The following is a 13176-nucleotide window of genomic DNA, read 5'->3' as shown; positions in this document are numbered from 1 at the left end:
GCGCGGGTCGCCTGCGGAAAATATCTGCGATTTCAATCGGATAAATCTGGCGGAGACGGAGGGATTCGAACCCTCGATAGGCCTTTACAAGCCTATAACGGTTTAGCAAACCGCCGCCTTCAGCCACTCGGCCACGTCTCCGGCTCCGCCGGGTATGCCCGACCCCGCGGCGAGCCGCAAGCGGCAGAATTAAGACCGGTAGTTTCTTTGCACATGAGAGCTTTGACAGCGATGGAAGCCAGGGGCGGGTCAGGGCCGGCCGACGTCCCGAGCGCCGGCCGTCGCCGCGCCCGCACAGCAGGGTGCCGTCGCCTCAGGCCGGCATCGATATTTTCGTGCGCGACATCTCGGCACAAGCGCGGTCGTTTGGTGCCTCGAAGCGCGAGCGGCGCGGCCGTTGTTCTAGCCAGCAAAGGCGACTAGAGTTTTTTGCACCAGTTCGCCGAAGCACAGACCCCTCATCTGGGTCCAGAAACCCAATCACATGTCGCAGCAACGCCGCAACAAGGGAGCTTCGGCCCCCTCCTCGCTCCATCCGTCGGCTATTCTGGATCAGGCCATTGCGGCGCACCGTTCGGGCAATCTGTCGGATGCGGAACGGGCCTACGCGAGCATCCTGAGGGCAAGCAGAACGCATCCCATCGCGCTCCACATGCTTGGGCTGTTGCACGCCCAGCGCGGCAATTTCGTGGACGCCGAGCCATTGCTCAAGAAGGCGGCCCGCGTCGAGCCCGGCAATCCGCAGGTTCTCTTCAACTATGCCAACGTTTTGCGGGCATTGGACAAGACTGACGATGCGCTCGCCTGGCTCGCGAAAGCGATTGCCCTGTCGCCGAACTTCGCCGATGCGCATCTCAATCGCGGAGCGATCCTGATGGCACGGCAGGAGCTTCACGCCGCCATCGCGGAATTTGATCGCGCCATTGCGATCGCGCCATCGAGCGCAGCATTCGCAAACCGAGGCAGTGCGTTCCAGCAGCTTGGCCAACTTGACGAAGCGCATGACAGCTACCAACGCGCCGCCGCGCTTGCACCGTCGGATCCACAGAACCATTTCGCGTTGTCTGAGGTCCTTACCCGAATGGGCCGAGACGACGAAGCAATCGGGGCGCTCGAAAGAACGGTCGCGCTGGACAAGGCCTTCCCGTTCGCGCTGAGCAAGCTCGTTGCTTCCAGGCGGAAGCGTGCCGATTGGCGCAGTTTCGAGCGTGAACAGGCCGCGCTGGACGAGATCCTCGAAGCCGGCGCGCTGATCGACCCTTTCACCTTCTTTCATGCCTCATCATCTCCTGCACGCCAATTGACCTGTGCGAAGACATATGTCGCCAACGTGGCCCCGGATCGAGGTGCCGCGAGACCCAGAACGCCGTCGCCGGCTTCCCGGCTGCGCGTTGCGTACATGTCTGCCGATTTCCGTAATCACGCGACCGCGAATCTGATGGCCGGAGTTTTCGAGGCGCATGACCGCGCGCGCTTCGACATCAGCGCCATCTCCTACGGACCGGATGACCGCAGCGAGATGCGCAACCGCCTGAAGGCAGCATTCGAACGCTTTGAAGATGTCAGCCACCTTGCCGACGAGGACGTGGTCGAGCTGACACGCAAGCTCGACATTGAGATCCTCGTCGATCTGGGAGGCTTCACCGCCGGTGCGCGCCCGAAAATCCTTGCGCGCCGGCCGGCTCCCATCCAGGTCAGCTATCTCGGCTTCCCCGGCACGATGGGCGCCTCGTATATCGACTACATCATGGCGGACCGGATCGTCATTCCCGAAGCAGAGCAGCAGCATTACACCGAGAAGGTGATCTATCTCCCCGACAGCTATCAGGCGACCGACGCCAGGCGACCGCTCCTGCCAAATGCGCCGGCCCGAAGCGAGGTCGGACTGGCGGATGATGCGTTCGTCTATTGCGCGTTCAACAGAACGCCCAAGATCACGCCCCTGCTGTTCGATGTCTGGATGAGGCTGCTTGCCAAGACCCCCAAAAGCGTCCTTTGGCTGCTTGATGGCGACCCGATCGCCACGGAGAACCTGAGGCGTGAAGCGGCCGCGCGCGGCATCGCCGCCGAGAGGATCGTGTTCGCCCCGTCGGTGCCTGCCGAGGAACACCTGGCGCGCCACCAGCTTGCCGATCTGTTCCTGGACACATTGCCCTACAACGCCCATACCGCCGCCAGCGACGCCCTATGGGCTGGCTTGCCGGTCGTCACCTGCCTCGGCACCGCCTTTGCGGGACGTGTTGCCGCCAGTCTCCTGAATGCCGTCGGCCTTCCCGAGCTGGTGACGCGATCGTTGGACGAATATGAGGCTTTGGCGCTTCGGATCGCTCACGATGTCGAGCTTCGAACCGCCCTCAAGAGCAAGCTGGCGGCGCATCGGTCCACTCGGCCTCTCTTCGATACTGTCCGCATGACGCGGCACATCGAAAAGGCCCTCAGTGAAATGTGGCGCCGGCATTGCGCCGGCGAAGCGCCGGCCTCGTTTGCCGTCCCAACCTCACCATGAGTCCGCCCCCGGCGCGATCGCACTGATCGGTCAAGGTTCGGTTCCCCCACGGCGAAGCGAACCGCTCAGTGGGCGGAAACCCACGCCCTCGCTTCGCGCTGTGCCGCCGCGATCTCGGCGTCCGACATCTGCCCGGCAACCTCCTGGCGCAGCGTCACGGCATCCTTGCGGCCCTTCAGTGCGGCGAGGTTGAACCATTTATGCGCGGCGACGAGATCGACGAGGCCGGAGCGGCCGCTCGCCCAATAGATCCCGCGCTCGAACAGCACGTCCGACAGCGCGCCCGCGTCGATCGGCGTTGCCGTCTCCAGATCGAAAGTACCCTGAAACATAACGCATCCCCTTTTTTCTTATGCCGCCTCGTCCCCCGAGCGCGGCTCCCGTCCAACTCTGATTTGCATGACCCCTTCCGGGATCGTGCGCTGTTCAACTCGTCCCCAAGTCTTCTTGCCAATGCCGTTTGCCGGCTTGTTGGAGGCGATGATGGCGGGCAAATTTGAATGGCAGTTTAAGTATCGCGATGAAGCAGAGGTAAACGCGAGCGCGCGGCGCCCCCGCGCCGAATTCAAAAAGTCCCTGATTTGCAGGCACTTCCGGGATTCCTCAGATTCGGTTTACCCTGGGATCTTGGGACATCGATAACCATCGCGCGCGGTGGTGCGTGTCGTGCGGTTACAATGTGTCGGAGCGGCCGCTGTCGTGCCCGCTCCTCGCCCTGTCATTCAATGACCGCAACGTCGTGCCCGATGGCCTGGTCAACCCGGGCGATGACGCCGTGCAATGGTCCGGCCGCAGCTCTCGCCTGCCCCAAGGCAGGCGGCCAAGGCAAACGTCCAAGGCAGGCGGTCACCTCAGCGCGATCAGATCAGCAATGTCGAGGGGGAATGCCGGCAATACCCCGGCCTCAAGAGAACGAGGGCGTCGGCGAACACGTCAGGACCAGATTCCACTTTGACCGCGAGGCCGCTCGTGAAATTGCAGAACCGGAAGAACCGGCCCCGCACCGAACGAAGAAAACTTGTTTCTTCTGCCGGACCGCGAAAGTGAAGCGATCCGACCGTTGACCTGATGTCTCGCCGACACCCTCTATCGTCGACCAGAACCTTAGGAGGCGCTGATGACGTGCCGGCTGTCTAGCAGCCGGCAACTTCAGAAGTCGAAGTTACTTCTTCTTCTTCGCGACCTTGCGGGTCTTCTTCGCAGTCTTCTTCACTGCGCTCTTCGCCTTCTTCGCCTTCTTCGCTTTCTTGGCCATGTTGCCCTCCGATGTGTGAGATGGCTTTAATCGCTGCATGCAGTCGGGGATCGAATGCACACTCATCCCGAATACACCAACACAACGAAAAAAACAGCGTCTCGCTTAAAGAAGTGTTGACGACGCAACGCGCGTGAGCTTGGCGAGCGCGATGCAGGCGCACTGCGTAACGTGCGGCAGCCATCGCACGGAGTGCTTGCAGCATCGACGTTTGCGGCAGATGCGATTGCAGGAAAACACTATGCAGCAAGTATTTTTCTGCATGAATGCATCGCGCGCGATCAGCGCGATGACCTGCGCCGCCAATCCCGCGATCGCCCCGCGAAGGCGCTTCGCGGACTCTGAGTCGCGACTTTTGGCAACGAAAATATTTTCATGCTTAACGGCGGAGGCGCTCGTCTGAGCGTGTGCAAGTCGCCGTTTTGCGCGAATCGCGTGACCGCGATTCGGTCGGGGGTCGCGGTCGATCAGGATGAAGTTTGCCGCCGAGCATGCGCGCGAGCGTCGCACCGCGAACCGAGAGCGAGGTGACGATGCATGTCCGTCACCTCGTTCGCACGCGTGACGTCAGATGCCGAGCTTGGACTTGAGCAGGTCGTTGACGATCTGCGGGCTCGCCTTGCCGCCGGATGCCTTCATCACCTGGCCGACGAACCAGCCGAGCGACTGCGGCTTGTCCTTGACCTGCGCCGCCTTGTCGGGATTGGCCGCAATGATGTCGTCGACCACCTTCTCGATCGCCGAGAGGTCCGTGACCTGCTTCATGCCGCGGCTTTCGACCAGCGCGCGAGGATCGCCGCCCTCCTGCCAGACGATCTCGAACAGATCCTTGGCGATCTTGCCGGAGATCGTGCCCTCGCCGATCAGATCGATGATCGCAGCCAGCTGCTCGGCGTTGACCGGAGAGCCCGTAATATCCCGGCCTTCCTTGTTGAGACGGCCGAACAGCTCGTTGATGACCCAGTTCGCGGCAACCTTGCCGTCGCGCGCGCGGTTGGCGAGATTCTCCAGCACGGTCTCGTAGAACACCGCGCTCTCGCGCTCGGCGACCAGCACGCTCGCATCATAGGCCGACAGGCCGAGATCCGCGACGAAGCGCGTCTTCTTCTGGTCCGGCAGCTCGGGCAGTTTTGCTTTCAGCTCATCGACGAAGCTTTGCGTGAACTCCAGCGGCAACAGGTCGGGATCGGGGAAGTAGCGATAGTCGTGCGCCTCTTCCTTCGACCGCATCGAGCGCGTCTCGCCCTTGTTGGGGTCGTAGAGCCGGGTCTCCTGATCGATCTGGCCGCCGTCCTCGAGGATCTCGATCTGGCGGCGCGCCTCGTACTCGATCGCCTGGCCGATGAAGGTGATCGAGTTCATGTTCTTGATCTCGCAGCGGGTGCCGAGCGGCGCGCCCGGCTTGCGCACGGAGACGTTGACGTCGGCGCGCAAGGACCCCTTCTCCATGTCGCCGTCGCAGGTACCGAGATAGCGCAGGATCGAACGCAGTTTGGTCACATAGGCCTTGGCCTGCTCGGCGTCGCGGATGTCCGGTTTCGAGACGATCTCCATCAGCGCCACACCACACCGGTTGAGGTCGACATAGGACATGGTCGGAGATTGGTCGTGCAACAACTTGCCGGCGTCCTGCTCCAGATGCAGCCGCTCGATCCCGATGGTCGCGGTCTTGCCGCCGTCCAGTTCGACCGCGACCTCGCCTTCGCCCACGATCGGCGACTTGTACTGGCTGATCTGGTAGCCCTGCGGCGAGTCCGGATAGAAATAGTTCTTGCGGTCGAACACCGAGCGGAGGTTGATCTGCGCATTGAGGCCCAGGCCAGTCGTGACAGCCTGCCTGACGCATTCCTCGTTGATGACGGGCAGCATGCCCGGCATCGCGGCATCGACCAGCGACACGTGCGAGTTGGGCTCGCCGCCGAAGGCGGTGGACGCGCCCGAGAACAGTTTTGAGTTCGACGTCACCTGGGCATGGATCTCCATGCCGATGACCATCTCCCAGTCGCCGGTTGAACCCTTCAGAAGCTTATGCGTGGCCGTACTCATGTCTTGCTCCCGAGCAGCGTGGCAACGATCCGCTCCCACTCCGCTTCCAATGAATCCTTCGCCGCCGACTGGCCCGCCTGACGATACCAGTAGCCGGCATTGCCGAGGTCGCCCTCGACGCGGTGCAGATAGGCATGCACCCAGGCCGCCTCGCGGCTGCTGTCGTCCTGCACGATCCTGTGCGCCTGCTCCCAGTCGCCCTTGGCGGCCCACCAGAGGCCCGCGAGCGGCGCACTGAGATCCGGCGCCGGCGCTGCGCCCTCAAGGCTGGCTATGAACGCCGCCGCATTCACCACCACCTCGCGGGCGTAAAGCGGCCGGCCGCCTGCTCGATCACCTCGCCGAGCGAGAACAGCGTCTCCTCGTCGAACGGACGGCCGATCAATTGCAGGCCAAGCGGCAGGCCCTGCGCGTCCTTGCCGGCGGGCACTGCAATGCCCGGCAGGCCTGCCATGTTCACGGTCACCGTGAAGATGTCGTTGAGATACATCTCGACAGGGTCCGCACCGCCCTTCTCGCCGATGCCGAAGGCCGCCGACGGCGTCGCCGGCGTCAGGATCGCGTCGACACCCTTGGCGAAGCAATCCTCGAAATCCTTCTTGATCAGCGTGCGCACCTTCTGGGCGCGCAGATAATAGGCGTCGTAATAGCCGGCCGAGAGCACATAGGTGCCGATCATGACGCGGCGCTTCACCTCTGCGCCAAAGCCTTCGGCGCGGCTGTTCTCGTACAGCTCGATGATGTTCTTGGCCTGCTCGCGCAGCCCGTAGCGCACGCCATCATAGCGCGCCAGGTTGGAGGAGGCCTCCGCCGGCGCCACGATGTAATAGGCCGGCAGCGCGTACTTGGTGTGCGGCAGCGAGACCTCGACGAGTTCGGCACCCGCCGCCTTGAGCCAGGCGGCGCCCTCGCTCCACAGCTTCTCGATCTCGGCCGGCATGCCGTCGAGGCGATACTCCTTGGGAATGCCGATCCTGATGCCCTTTACGGACCTGCCGATCGCGGCCTCATAGTCCGGCACGGGCATGTCGACCGACGTCGTGTCCTTCGGATCATGCCCCGCCATCGAGCGCAGCAGCATCGCGGCATCGCGCGTGCTGCGCGCGATCGGACCGGCCTGGTCGAGCGAGGAGGCAAAGGCGACGATGCCCCAGCGCGAGCAGCGGCCATAGGTCGGCTTGATGCCGACGGTCGCGGTGAACGCCGCCGGCTGGCGGATCGAGCCGCCGGTATCGGTCGCGGTCGCTCCCATGCAGAGCAGCGCCGCCACGGCCGAGGCCGAGCCGCCGGACGAGCCGCCCGGCACCAGCGTGGTGTTGCTTCCCGCACGCCGCCAGGGATTCCCGACGGGGCCGAAGCACGAGGTCTCGTTCGCCGAGCCCATCGCGAACTCGTCATTGTTGAGCTTGCCCAGCATCACCGCGCCGTCGCGCCAGAGCTGCGAGGTCACTGTCGACTCGTAGGTCGGCACGAAATTGCCGAGGATCTTCGAGCACGCCGTGGTGCGCACGCCCTTGGTCGCGAACAAATCCTTGATGCCGAGCGGAATGCCGGCGAGCGGACCGCCCTCCCCCTTGGCGATCTTCTCGTCCACCGCCTTCGCCATGTCGCGCGCGCGATCCGGCGTCTCCATCACGAAGGCATTGAGCACGCGCGCGGCCTCGATCGCGCTCAGATGCGCGTCGGTCAGCTCGAGTGACGTGAAAGTCTTGGCCGCGAGGCCCTTGCGGGCCTCGGCGAGCGTCAGCGATGTCAAATCGGTCATTTATTGATCGGGCTGCAGAAGAACGGAGACAGGGTCTTGTCGTTGGCCGGGTCGTCTTTTTTCTTGGCGGCGGCGTTGGCAGCAGCCTCGATCTCGTCGAGCACGGCGTTGACGGCGACGTTGGGATCGGCAGCCTTGCCCTGCCGCTCCATCTTGTCGAGATAGTTCATGTAGGCCTGATAGGCCTTCTCATCGTCGCAAAGCATGCACATCGGACGGCGTCCTAAGACTATTTAGTTTGACGCGTTTTCTTTACGCGAACCGGCTTCCACTTCGCTCGAAAACGCTATGCAGATTACTCGACGACCTTCGGCACCAGGAAGAAGTGACCCTCGGTCGCGGGCGCGTTGGCAACGATATCGTCGGCGATCTCGCCGTCATTGACCACGTCCTGCCGCTTCTTCATCTGCATCGGGGTGACCGAGGTCATCGGCTCCACGCCCTCGACATTGACCTCCGAGAGCTGCTCGACAAAGGCGAGCATGGCGTTGAGCTCGCCCTGCAGATGCGGAACCTCGCCCTCGGAAACCGCAATGCGCGCCAGATGCGCGATGCGGCGGACGGTAGCGGCGTCGACGGACATTATATAAGGCCTCTCACGGCAAAACCCATGTGCCGTATAGCAGAGGCCGGTTTTGCGCCGCAACCGGCGCTGCGCGCATGATCCGGAAAAGTGCGCAGCGGTTCTCCGAAAAGATCATGCGCAAACAATAACCTAAAGCGATGAGATCCTCTCGGACCTCATCGCGCCCTATCCACCCAGTGCTTTCATGCGGGCCAGCGCCGATTTGGCGAGATCCCGGGTCAATTCGGCCGCCGGGACCTCGCGGCCCAGGGCAATGGCCTGGCCGGCCCAGAGATTGGTGAAATCGACCCTGCCCTGCTTCTCGGCCGCAGCCTTCAGCGGTCCCAGCGCCGTTGCGGCATGGGGAAATGGCGGCGCATCCGGCGAAATCGGACCGGCCTCGCGCATCAGGCGGTTCTGGACACCGCGCGCCGGCCGCCCGGTCATGACGTTGGTGATGACGGTGGAATCGTCCCGGCCCTCGGCCAGCGCCACACGGGCCGCTGCACTGACCTTGGATTCCGGACAACGCAGATAGGCGCTGCCGATCTGCACGCCGGCCGCGCCGAGCGCGAAGGCCGCCGCGATGCCGCGGCCATCCGCGATGCCGCCGGCTGCGATCACCGGCACCTTCACCGCGTCGACCACCTGCGGCACCAGCGCGAAGGTGCCGGGCTGTTCGGAGATCTTGTCGGTCAGGAACATGCCGCGATGGCCGCCCGCCTCCGCGCCTTGCGCAATGATGGCATCAGCGCCGTGCTGCTCGAGCCAGACCGCTTCCTTCACCGTGGTCGCCGAGGAGATGACGAGACAGCCGGCCGCCTTGACCCGCTTGAGCAGTGCGTCCTCCGGCAGGCCGAAATGAAAACTGACGATCTCCGGCTTCAGTTCCTCCACCACCTCGCAGAAGCCGGCGTCGAACGGGGCGCGGTTCGCGGCATTGATGGGTGCGGCAGGATCGAGACCGTGCTCCCGGTAATAGTTCGCGAGGCGCTGCTTCCAGCGGGCCTCCGCCTCGGCCGTGAGCTCGACCGGCTTGTGGCAGAAGAAATTCATGTTGACCGGCGCGGAGACGCGCTGGCGGATGATGTTGACCTGCTCCCGCGCCTTCTCCGGCGACAGCATCGCGCTCGGCAGCGAGCCGAGCCCCCCGCCCTGCGCGACGGCAATCACCAGTTCCGCATCCATCACGCCGGCCATCGGCGCCAGCACGATCGGGAATTCGGTCTTGAAGAGATCAATCAGTCGACGGTTGGGCCACATGGTGGTGTCTCTTGTGTTTCAGGCGACGGAGGCGATGAAGTTGCGTCGGCCAGCAAGATGCAGCTCGGCTTCGGTGGCAATGCGCCCGACGATCTCGGCCGCCGGTGGAATATCATGGATCAGGCCGACAGCCTCGCCCGCGATCACCGCGGCGACGTCGAAATTGCCGGCCGCCTTCGCAGCCGCATAGTCGGCCCCGACTGCGGCGACATTCTGCATCAGTTCGACCTCGCGGCCGATCCAGCGTCTGGCGTGATCGTTGATGAGGCACCGGCCGGTAAACGGCGCCGGCCAGACATTGTTGCGGGAGAGATCGAAGATGATGCCGCGCACCGTGGAGCCGCTGTTTGCCGCGCAGATGCGCCGCTTGGCTTCGTCCGCGCCGTCGGCCTCCTGGCTCGCATAGAAGCGTGTGCCGAGCAGCACGCCGCCTGCACCGAGCATCATCATGGCCGCAAGCCCGCGCCCATCGGCAATGCCGCCGGCCGCCACCACCGGCACACGGCCCGCGGCAAGATCGACGATCGCGGGCACGAGATCGATCGTGGTGCGCGAGGCGCCGTGACCGCCCGCCTCCGTCCCCTGTGCGATCAGGACGTCGGCGCCGGCATCGAGCGCTTGCCGCGCCATCGTCTCGTCCTGCACCTGGCAGATCAGGCGCGCACCGGCGGAGTTGATCCTGGCCGCGAAGGGTGCGGGATCGCCGAACGACAACATGATCGCGGATGGTTTTGCGGCGAGCGCGATGTCGAGAAGTTCAGGCCGCTTGGCGAGGCTCCAGGTGATGAAGCCGATCCCGAACGGCGCGGACAAGCCGGCGAGCTTCGCAGTCTCGCGCTCCAGCCATTCCCTCTCGCCGTAGCCTCCGCCCAAGATACCAAAACCGCCGGCGCGGCTCACCGCTGCCACGAGGCGGCTGCCTGCGACGATATCCATCGGCGCCAGCAGGATGGGATGCTCGATCTGAAGCAGCGCGGTCAGCGACGTCGCGATCGGCATGGCCCCTCTCCCGTCTGGACAGCGAGACTAGTCGCGATTAGCATTCTCGAAAAATGAATTGTTGCGAACGCTGCCATCTCAAAAGCGAAACGAAGCCATGGAACTCAGCGACATCCAGACCTTTGCCGCGGTCGCCCGCAGCGGCGGCATCACCCGCGCCGCCGAAGAGCTCAACACGGTGCAATCCAACGTTACCCAGCGCGTCAAGGCGCTGGAAGCCGAGATCGGCACGCCGCTGTTCGAGCGCCACAGCCGCGGCATGGCACTCACCGCCGCCGGCAAGCGCCTTTTGCCTTACGCGCAACGGATGGCGGCGTTGTCGCGCGAGGCCGTGCTCGCCGCGCGCGACGATGGCGAGCCCAAGGGACCGCTCGCAATCGGCTCGATGGAGACGACCGCAGCGGTGCGGCTGCCGCCCCTGCTCGCCGATTTCCACCGCCGCTTTCCCGCCGTGCGGCTGAGCCTGCGCACGGCACCCACGGCCGACCTCGTCGATTGCGTGCTCGAAGGCACGCTCGACGGCGCCTTCGTCGCAGGACCGATCGCGCATGCCGACCTGTTCGCGACCAGCGCTTTCCGCGAAGAGCTGGTGCTGGTCAGCGCGCGGCGCTGGAGCTCGCTTGCCGAATTGCGCGCCGGCACGCCGGAGTCGGGTCCGACCGCGCTGGTGTTCCGCACCGGCTGCACCTATCGCCAGCGCCTCGAGCAGGTGTTCGTCGAGTTCGGTTGGCCCTCGGCCGCGCGCTTCGAACTCGGGACGCTCGACGGCATGATCGGCTGCGTCGCCGCCGACATGGGCGTGACGCTGCTGCCGCGCGCGGTGGTCGAACTCAGCGCGATGAACGGCAGCGTGTCGATGCACACGCTCGGCGCCGCGCACGCGCGCGTCGAGACGCTGTTCGTCCAGCGCCGCGCCGGGCATCAAACCAGCGCGCTCGGCGGTTTTGCCGCCTGCCTGAAGACGGATGACGACGTCATCGCGGCCTGAGATGCCATCGCCGCAGCGCGACAACGGCCCAGACCGCCTCGACCAGGCCGAACGGCCAGGCGCCTTGCAGGAAGCCGTAGGCCGAGCCGAGCGCGCAAGCACCGGCGAACAGCAGCACGAACCAGTGGCTGCGATCCTCCATGGCATAGCAGACCAGCATCGCGGACACGGCGAACAAGCCGAATAATGTCAGCGCATCCATGTTCCGGGTTCACTCCGCAGCGCGACGCGTGATAAGCGCTAGTCCCATGCCGGCTCTTATCCTGCCTCTCGTCGATGCTGCAACCCACTGGCCCGATCGCGGCGGGTTGGTCGGCCTTGATCTCGGCACCAAGACCATCGGCGTTGCCGTGTCCAATCCGGACCGCCGGCTGGCGACCGGCGTCGAGACCATCCAGCGCAAGGCGTTCAAGCAGGATGCCGCCCGGCTGCTCGAGATCGCGACCGAGCGCAAGGCCGTCGGCTTCGTGCTCGGCCTTCCCATCAACATGGACGGCAGCGAGGGTCCGCGCGCGCAATCGACCCGCGCCTTCGCCCGCAATCTCGCCGGCCTGACCGCCCTCCCCATCGGCCTCTGGGACGAGCGCCTGTCGACGGCCGCGGTCGAACGCGAATTGATCGGCATGGACGTGAGCCGCGCCAAACGCGCCGAGGTGATCGACGAGCACGCCGCGATCTTCATCCTGCAAGGCGCGCTCGACCGTCTCGCCAATCTTCGCGCAAGCCCCGGGGCCGGCTGATCCATGGCCGTCGTGATCGCGGCGCTGCTGCCGGTCTTCATCCTCATCGTGCTCGGCGTGGTGCTGAAGCGCAGCCTGATGCGGCTCGACACGCAATGGCACGGGCTGGAGCGGCTGACCTATTTCGTGCTGTTTCCGATGCTGCTGATCCAGACCTTGGTGAAGGCCGATCTGTCCAGGGTGCCGGTCGCCGGCGTCGGCGGCGCGCTGCTGCTGTCCGCGCTCGCGATGTCGCTGCTGTGCCTGGCGCTCCGCCCGGCGCTGGCACGGCTCGACATCGACGGACCTGCCTTCACCTCGATCTTCCAGGGCGCGACCCGCTGGCAGACCTATGTGGCGCTGTCGGTCGCCGCCAACCTGTACGGCGATGTCGGGCTGGCGCTGGCCTCCGTGGCGATGGTCGCGATCATTCCACTGGTCAACGTCTTCAGCGTCGCCGTGCTCGCCCACTATGCATCGCCCGAAAAACAATCCGCGCGCACGATCGTCATGACGGTGATCCGCAATCCCCTGATCTGGGCCTGCGTCATCGGCCTCGTCATCAATGTGATCCATCTGCCGCTGCCGAAAATCTGGCACGAAGTTGCGGACGCGCTCGGCCGCTCCTCGCTCGCCATCGGCCTGCTCGTCACCGGTGCCGGCCTGCAGCTCAAAGGCCTGCTCCGGCCGAGCGTCAGCGCGAGCATCGGCGTAGTGTTCAAGCTGGTCCTGATGCCTGTGATCGCACTGGTGCTGGCGGCCTGGTTTGGCCTCTCCGGCAACAGCCTCGCAATCGTCGCGATCTGCGCGGCGGTACCGACCTCGCCCAGCGCCTATGTGCTGGCCCGCCAGATGGGCGGCGACGCGCCACTGCTGGCGCAGATCATCACGCTGCAGACGATCCTGGCGGCGATCACCATGCCGATCGCGATCGCGCTGGTGGCCTGAGCATTCGACATTGCGAGCGCACGTCTCTCACCTCGTCATTGCGAGGAGCCCTTGCGACGAAGCAATCCAGACCGCCTCCGCGGAGGGATTCTGGATTGCTGCGCTGCGCTCGCAATGACGGA

The 13176-nt window shown here is 64.7% G+C and carries 13 protein-coding genes and 1 tRNA gene; 4 read left to right on the top strand and 10 right to left on the bottom strand.

From position 1 onward, the window contains the following. Positions 1 to 47 precede the first annotated feature (47 nt). A tRNA-Ser gene (locus JQ572_RS27055) sits at positions 48 to 141 on the bottom strand. A 343-nt stretch (positions 142 to 484) separates the two neighbouring features. Here JQ572_RS27055 and JQ572_RS27050 point away from each other — a divergent pair. Next, entirely contained in the window at positions 485 to 2506 is a 2022-nt protein-coding gene (locus tag JQ572_RS27050) for an O-linked N-acetylglucosamine transferase, SPINDLY family protein (protein ID WP_211385890.1), read from the top strand. A gap of 65 nt (positions 2507 to 2571) precedes the next feature. Here JQ572_RS27050 and JQ572_RS27045 read toward each other — a convergent pair whose 3' ends face one another. From JQ572_RS27045 to JQ572_RS27010, 8 genes are all read right to left on the bottom strand, one after another. Continuing rightward, positions 2572 to 2838, bottom strand: a complete 267-nt coding sequence (locus JQ572_RS27045) for a hypothetical protein (protein WP_211385889.1) — start codon at positions 2836 to 2838, stop codon at positions 2572 to 2574. A gap of 1490 nt (positions 2839 to 4328) precedes the next feature. After that, positions 4329 to 5807, bottom strand: coding sequence for an Asp-tRNA(Asn)/Glu-tRNA(Gln) amidotransferase subunit GatB (gene gatB, locus JQ572_RS27040; RefSeq protein ID WP_211385888.1), 1479 nt, complete (start codon positions 5805 to 5807; stop codon positions 4329 to 4331). Continuing rightward, positions 5804 to 6106 (bottom strand): hypothetical protein, encoded by a 303-nt coding sequence (locus tag JQ572_RS27035; protein ID WP_211385887.1) that lies wholly within the window; start codon positions 6104 to 6106, stop codon positions 5804 to 5806. The genes gatB and JQ572_RS27035 overlap by 4 nt, the downstream gene beginning before the upstream one ends. After that, on the bottom strand, positions 6097 to 7572 hold the full coding sequence (gene gatA / locus JQ572_RS27030) for an Asp-tRNA(Asn)/Glu-tRNA(Gln) amidotransferase subunit GatA (RefSeq protein ID WP_211385886.1): 1476 nt from the start codon (positions 7570 to 7572) through the stop codon (positions 6097 to 6099). The genes JQ572_RS27035 and gatA overlap by 10 nt, the downstream gene beginning before the upstream one ends. Beyond that, on the bottom strand, positions 7569 to 7784 hold the full coding sequence (locus JQ572_RS27025) for a hypothetical protein (protein WP_014494728.1): 216 nt from the start codon (positions 7782 to 7784) through the stop codon (positions 7569 to 7571). Before JQ572_RS27025 ends, gatA begins: the two co-directional genes overlap by 4 nt. A gap of 83 nt (positions 7785 to 7867) precedes the next feature. Further along, positions 7868 to 8155: an Asp-tRNA(Asn)/Glu-tRNA(Gln) amidotransferase subunit GatC gene (gene gatC / locus JQ572_RS27020; protein ID WP_007611211.1), complete on the bottom strand. Its 288-nt coding sequence runs from the start codon at positions 8153 to 8155 to the stop codon at positions 7868 to 7870. A 168-nt stretch (positions 8156 to 8323) separates the two neighbouring features. Further along, entirely contained in the window at positions 8324 to 9400 is a 1077-nt protein-coding gene (locus JQ572_RS27015) for an NAD(P)H-dependent flavin oxidoreductase (RefSeq protein ID WP_211385885.1), read from the bottom strand. Between the two features lie 18 nt (positions 9401 to 9418). Beyond that, on the bottom strand, positions 9419 to 10399 hold the full coding sequence (locus JQ572_RS27010; RefSeq protein WP_211385884.1) for an NAD(P)H-dependent flavin oxidoreductase: 981 nt from the start codon (positions 10397 to 10399) through the stop codon (positions 9419 to 9421). 97 nt (positions 10400 to 10496) lie between these two features. Between JQ572_RS27010 and JQ572_RS27005 the strand changes: the two genes are divergently transcribed. Beyond that, a complete protein-coding gene (locus JQ572_RS27005; RefSeq protein WP_211385883.1) occupies positions 10497 to 11387 on the top strand; it encodes a LysR family transcriptional regulator in 891 nt (296 codons plus the stop codon). On the opposite strand, the gene JQ572_RS27000 is transcribed toward JQ572_RS27005, so the two are convergent. Then, on the bottom strand, positions 11374 to 11589 hold the full coding sequence (locus JQ572_RS27000; protein WP_211385882.1) for a hypothetical protein: 216 nt from the start codon (positions 11587 to 11589) through the stop codon (positions 11374 to 11376). The genes JQ572_RS27005 and JQ572_RS27000 overlap by 14 nt on opposite strands. A gap of 46 nt (positions 11590 to 11635) precedes the next feature. Between JQ572_RS27000 and ruvX the strand changes: the two genes are divergently transcribed. After that, a complete protein-coding gene (gene ruvX / locus JQ572_RS26995; RefSeq protein WP_211385881.1) occupies positions 11636 to 12127 on the top strand; it encodes a Holliday junction resolvase RuvX in 492 nt (163 codons plus the stop codon). Between the two features lie 3 nt (positions 12128 to 12130). Continuing rightward, positions 12131 to 13054, top strand: a complete 924-nt coding sequence (locus JQ572_RS26990) for an AEC family transporter (RefSeq protein ID WP_211385880.1) — start codon at positions 12131 to 12133, stop codon at positions 13052 to 13054. The last annotated feature ends 122 nt before the right edge of the window (positions 13055 to 13176 follow it).

The organism is Bradyrhizobium sp. SZCCT0153 (assembly GCF_018129995.1).
In the GTDB taxonomy this organism is placed as follows: domain Bacteria; phylum Pseudomonadota; class Alphaproteobacteria; order Rhizobiales; family Xanthobacteraceae; genus Bradyrhizobium; species Bradyrhizobium japonicum_G.
Note: the sequence above shows the minus strand (reverse complement) of the source record. Positions and strands in the feature narration are given on the sequence as shown.

Excerpts from the sequence above, each read along its gene's own strand:
- JQ572_RS27050 (WP_211385890.1), top strand. The coding sequence starts at position 485 with ATGTCGCAGCAACGCCGCAACAAGGGAGCTTCGGCCCCCTCCTCGCTC.
- JQ572_RS27045 (WP_211385889.1), bottom strand. The coding sequence starts at position 2,838 with ATGTTTCAGGGTACTTTCGATCTGGAGACGGCAACGCCGATCGACGCG.
- gatB (WP_211385888.1), bottom strand. The coding sequence starts at position 5,807 with ATGAGTACGGCCACGCATAAGCTTCTGAAGGGTTCAACCGGCGACTGG.
- gatA (WP_211385886.1), bottom strand. The coding sequence starts at position 7,572 with ATGACCGATTTGACATCGCTGACGCTCGCCGAGGCCCGCAAGGGCCTC.
- JQ572_RS27025 (WP_014494728.1), bottom strand. The coding sequence starts at position 7,784 with ATGTGCATGCTTTGCGACGATGAGAAGGCCTATCAGGCCTACATGAAC.
- gatC (WP_007611211.1), bottom strand. The coding sequence starts at position 8,155 with ATGTCCGTCGACGCCGCTACCGTCCGCCGCATCGCGCATCTGGCGCGC.
- JQ572_RS27015 (WP_211385885.1), bottom strand. The coding sequence starts at position 9,400 with ATGTGGCCCAACCGTCGACTGATTGATCTCTTCAAGACCGAATTCCCG.
- JQ572_RS27010 (WP_211385884.1), bottom strand. The coding sequence starts at position 10,399 with ATGCCGATCGCGACGTCGCTGACCGCGCTGCTTCAGATCGAGCATCCC.
- JQ572_RS27005 (WP_211385883.1), top strand. The coding sequence starts at position 10,497 with ATGGAACTCAGCGACATCCAGACCTTTGCCGCGGTCGCCCGCAGCGGC.
- JQ572_RS27000 (WP_211385882.1), bottom strand. The coding sequence starts at position 11,589 with ATGGATGCGCTGACATTATTCGGCTTGTTCGCCGTGTCCGCGATGCTG.
- ruvX (WP_211385881.1), top strand. The coding sequence starts at position 11,636 with ATGCCGGCTCTTATCCTGCCTCTCGTCGATGCTGCAACCCACTGGCCC.
- JQ572_RS26990 (WP_211385880.1), top strand. The coding sequence starts at position 12,131 with ATGGCCGTCGTGATCGCGGCGCTGCTGCCGGTCTTCATCCTCATCGTG.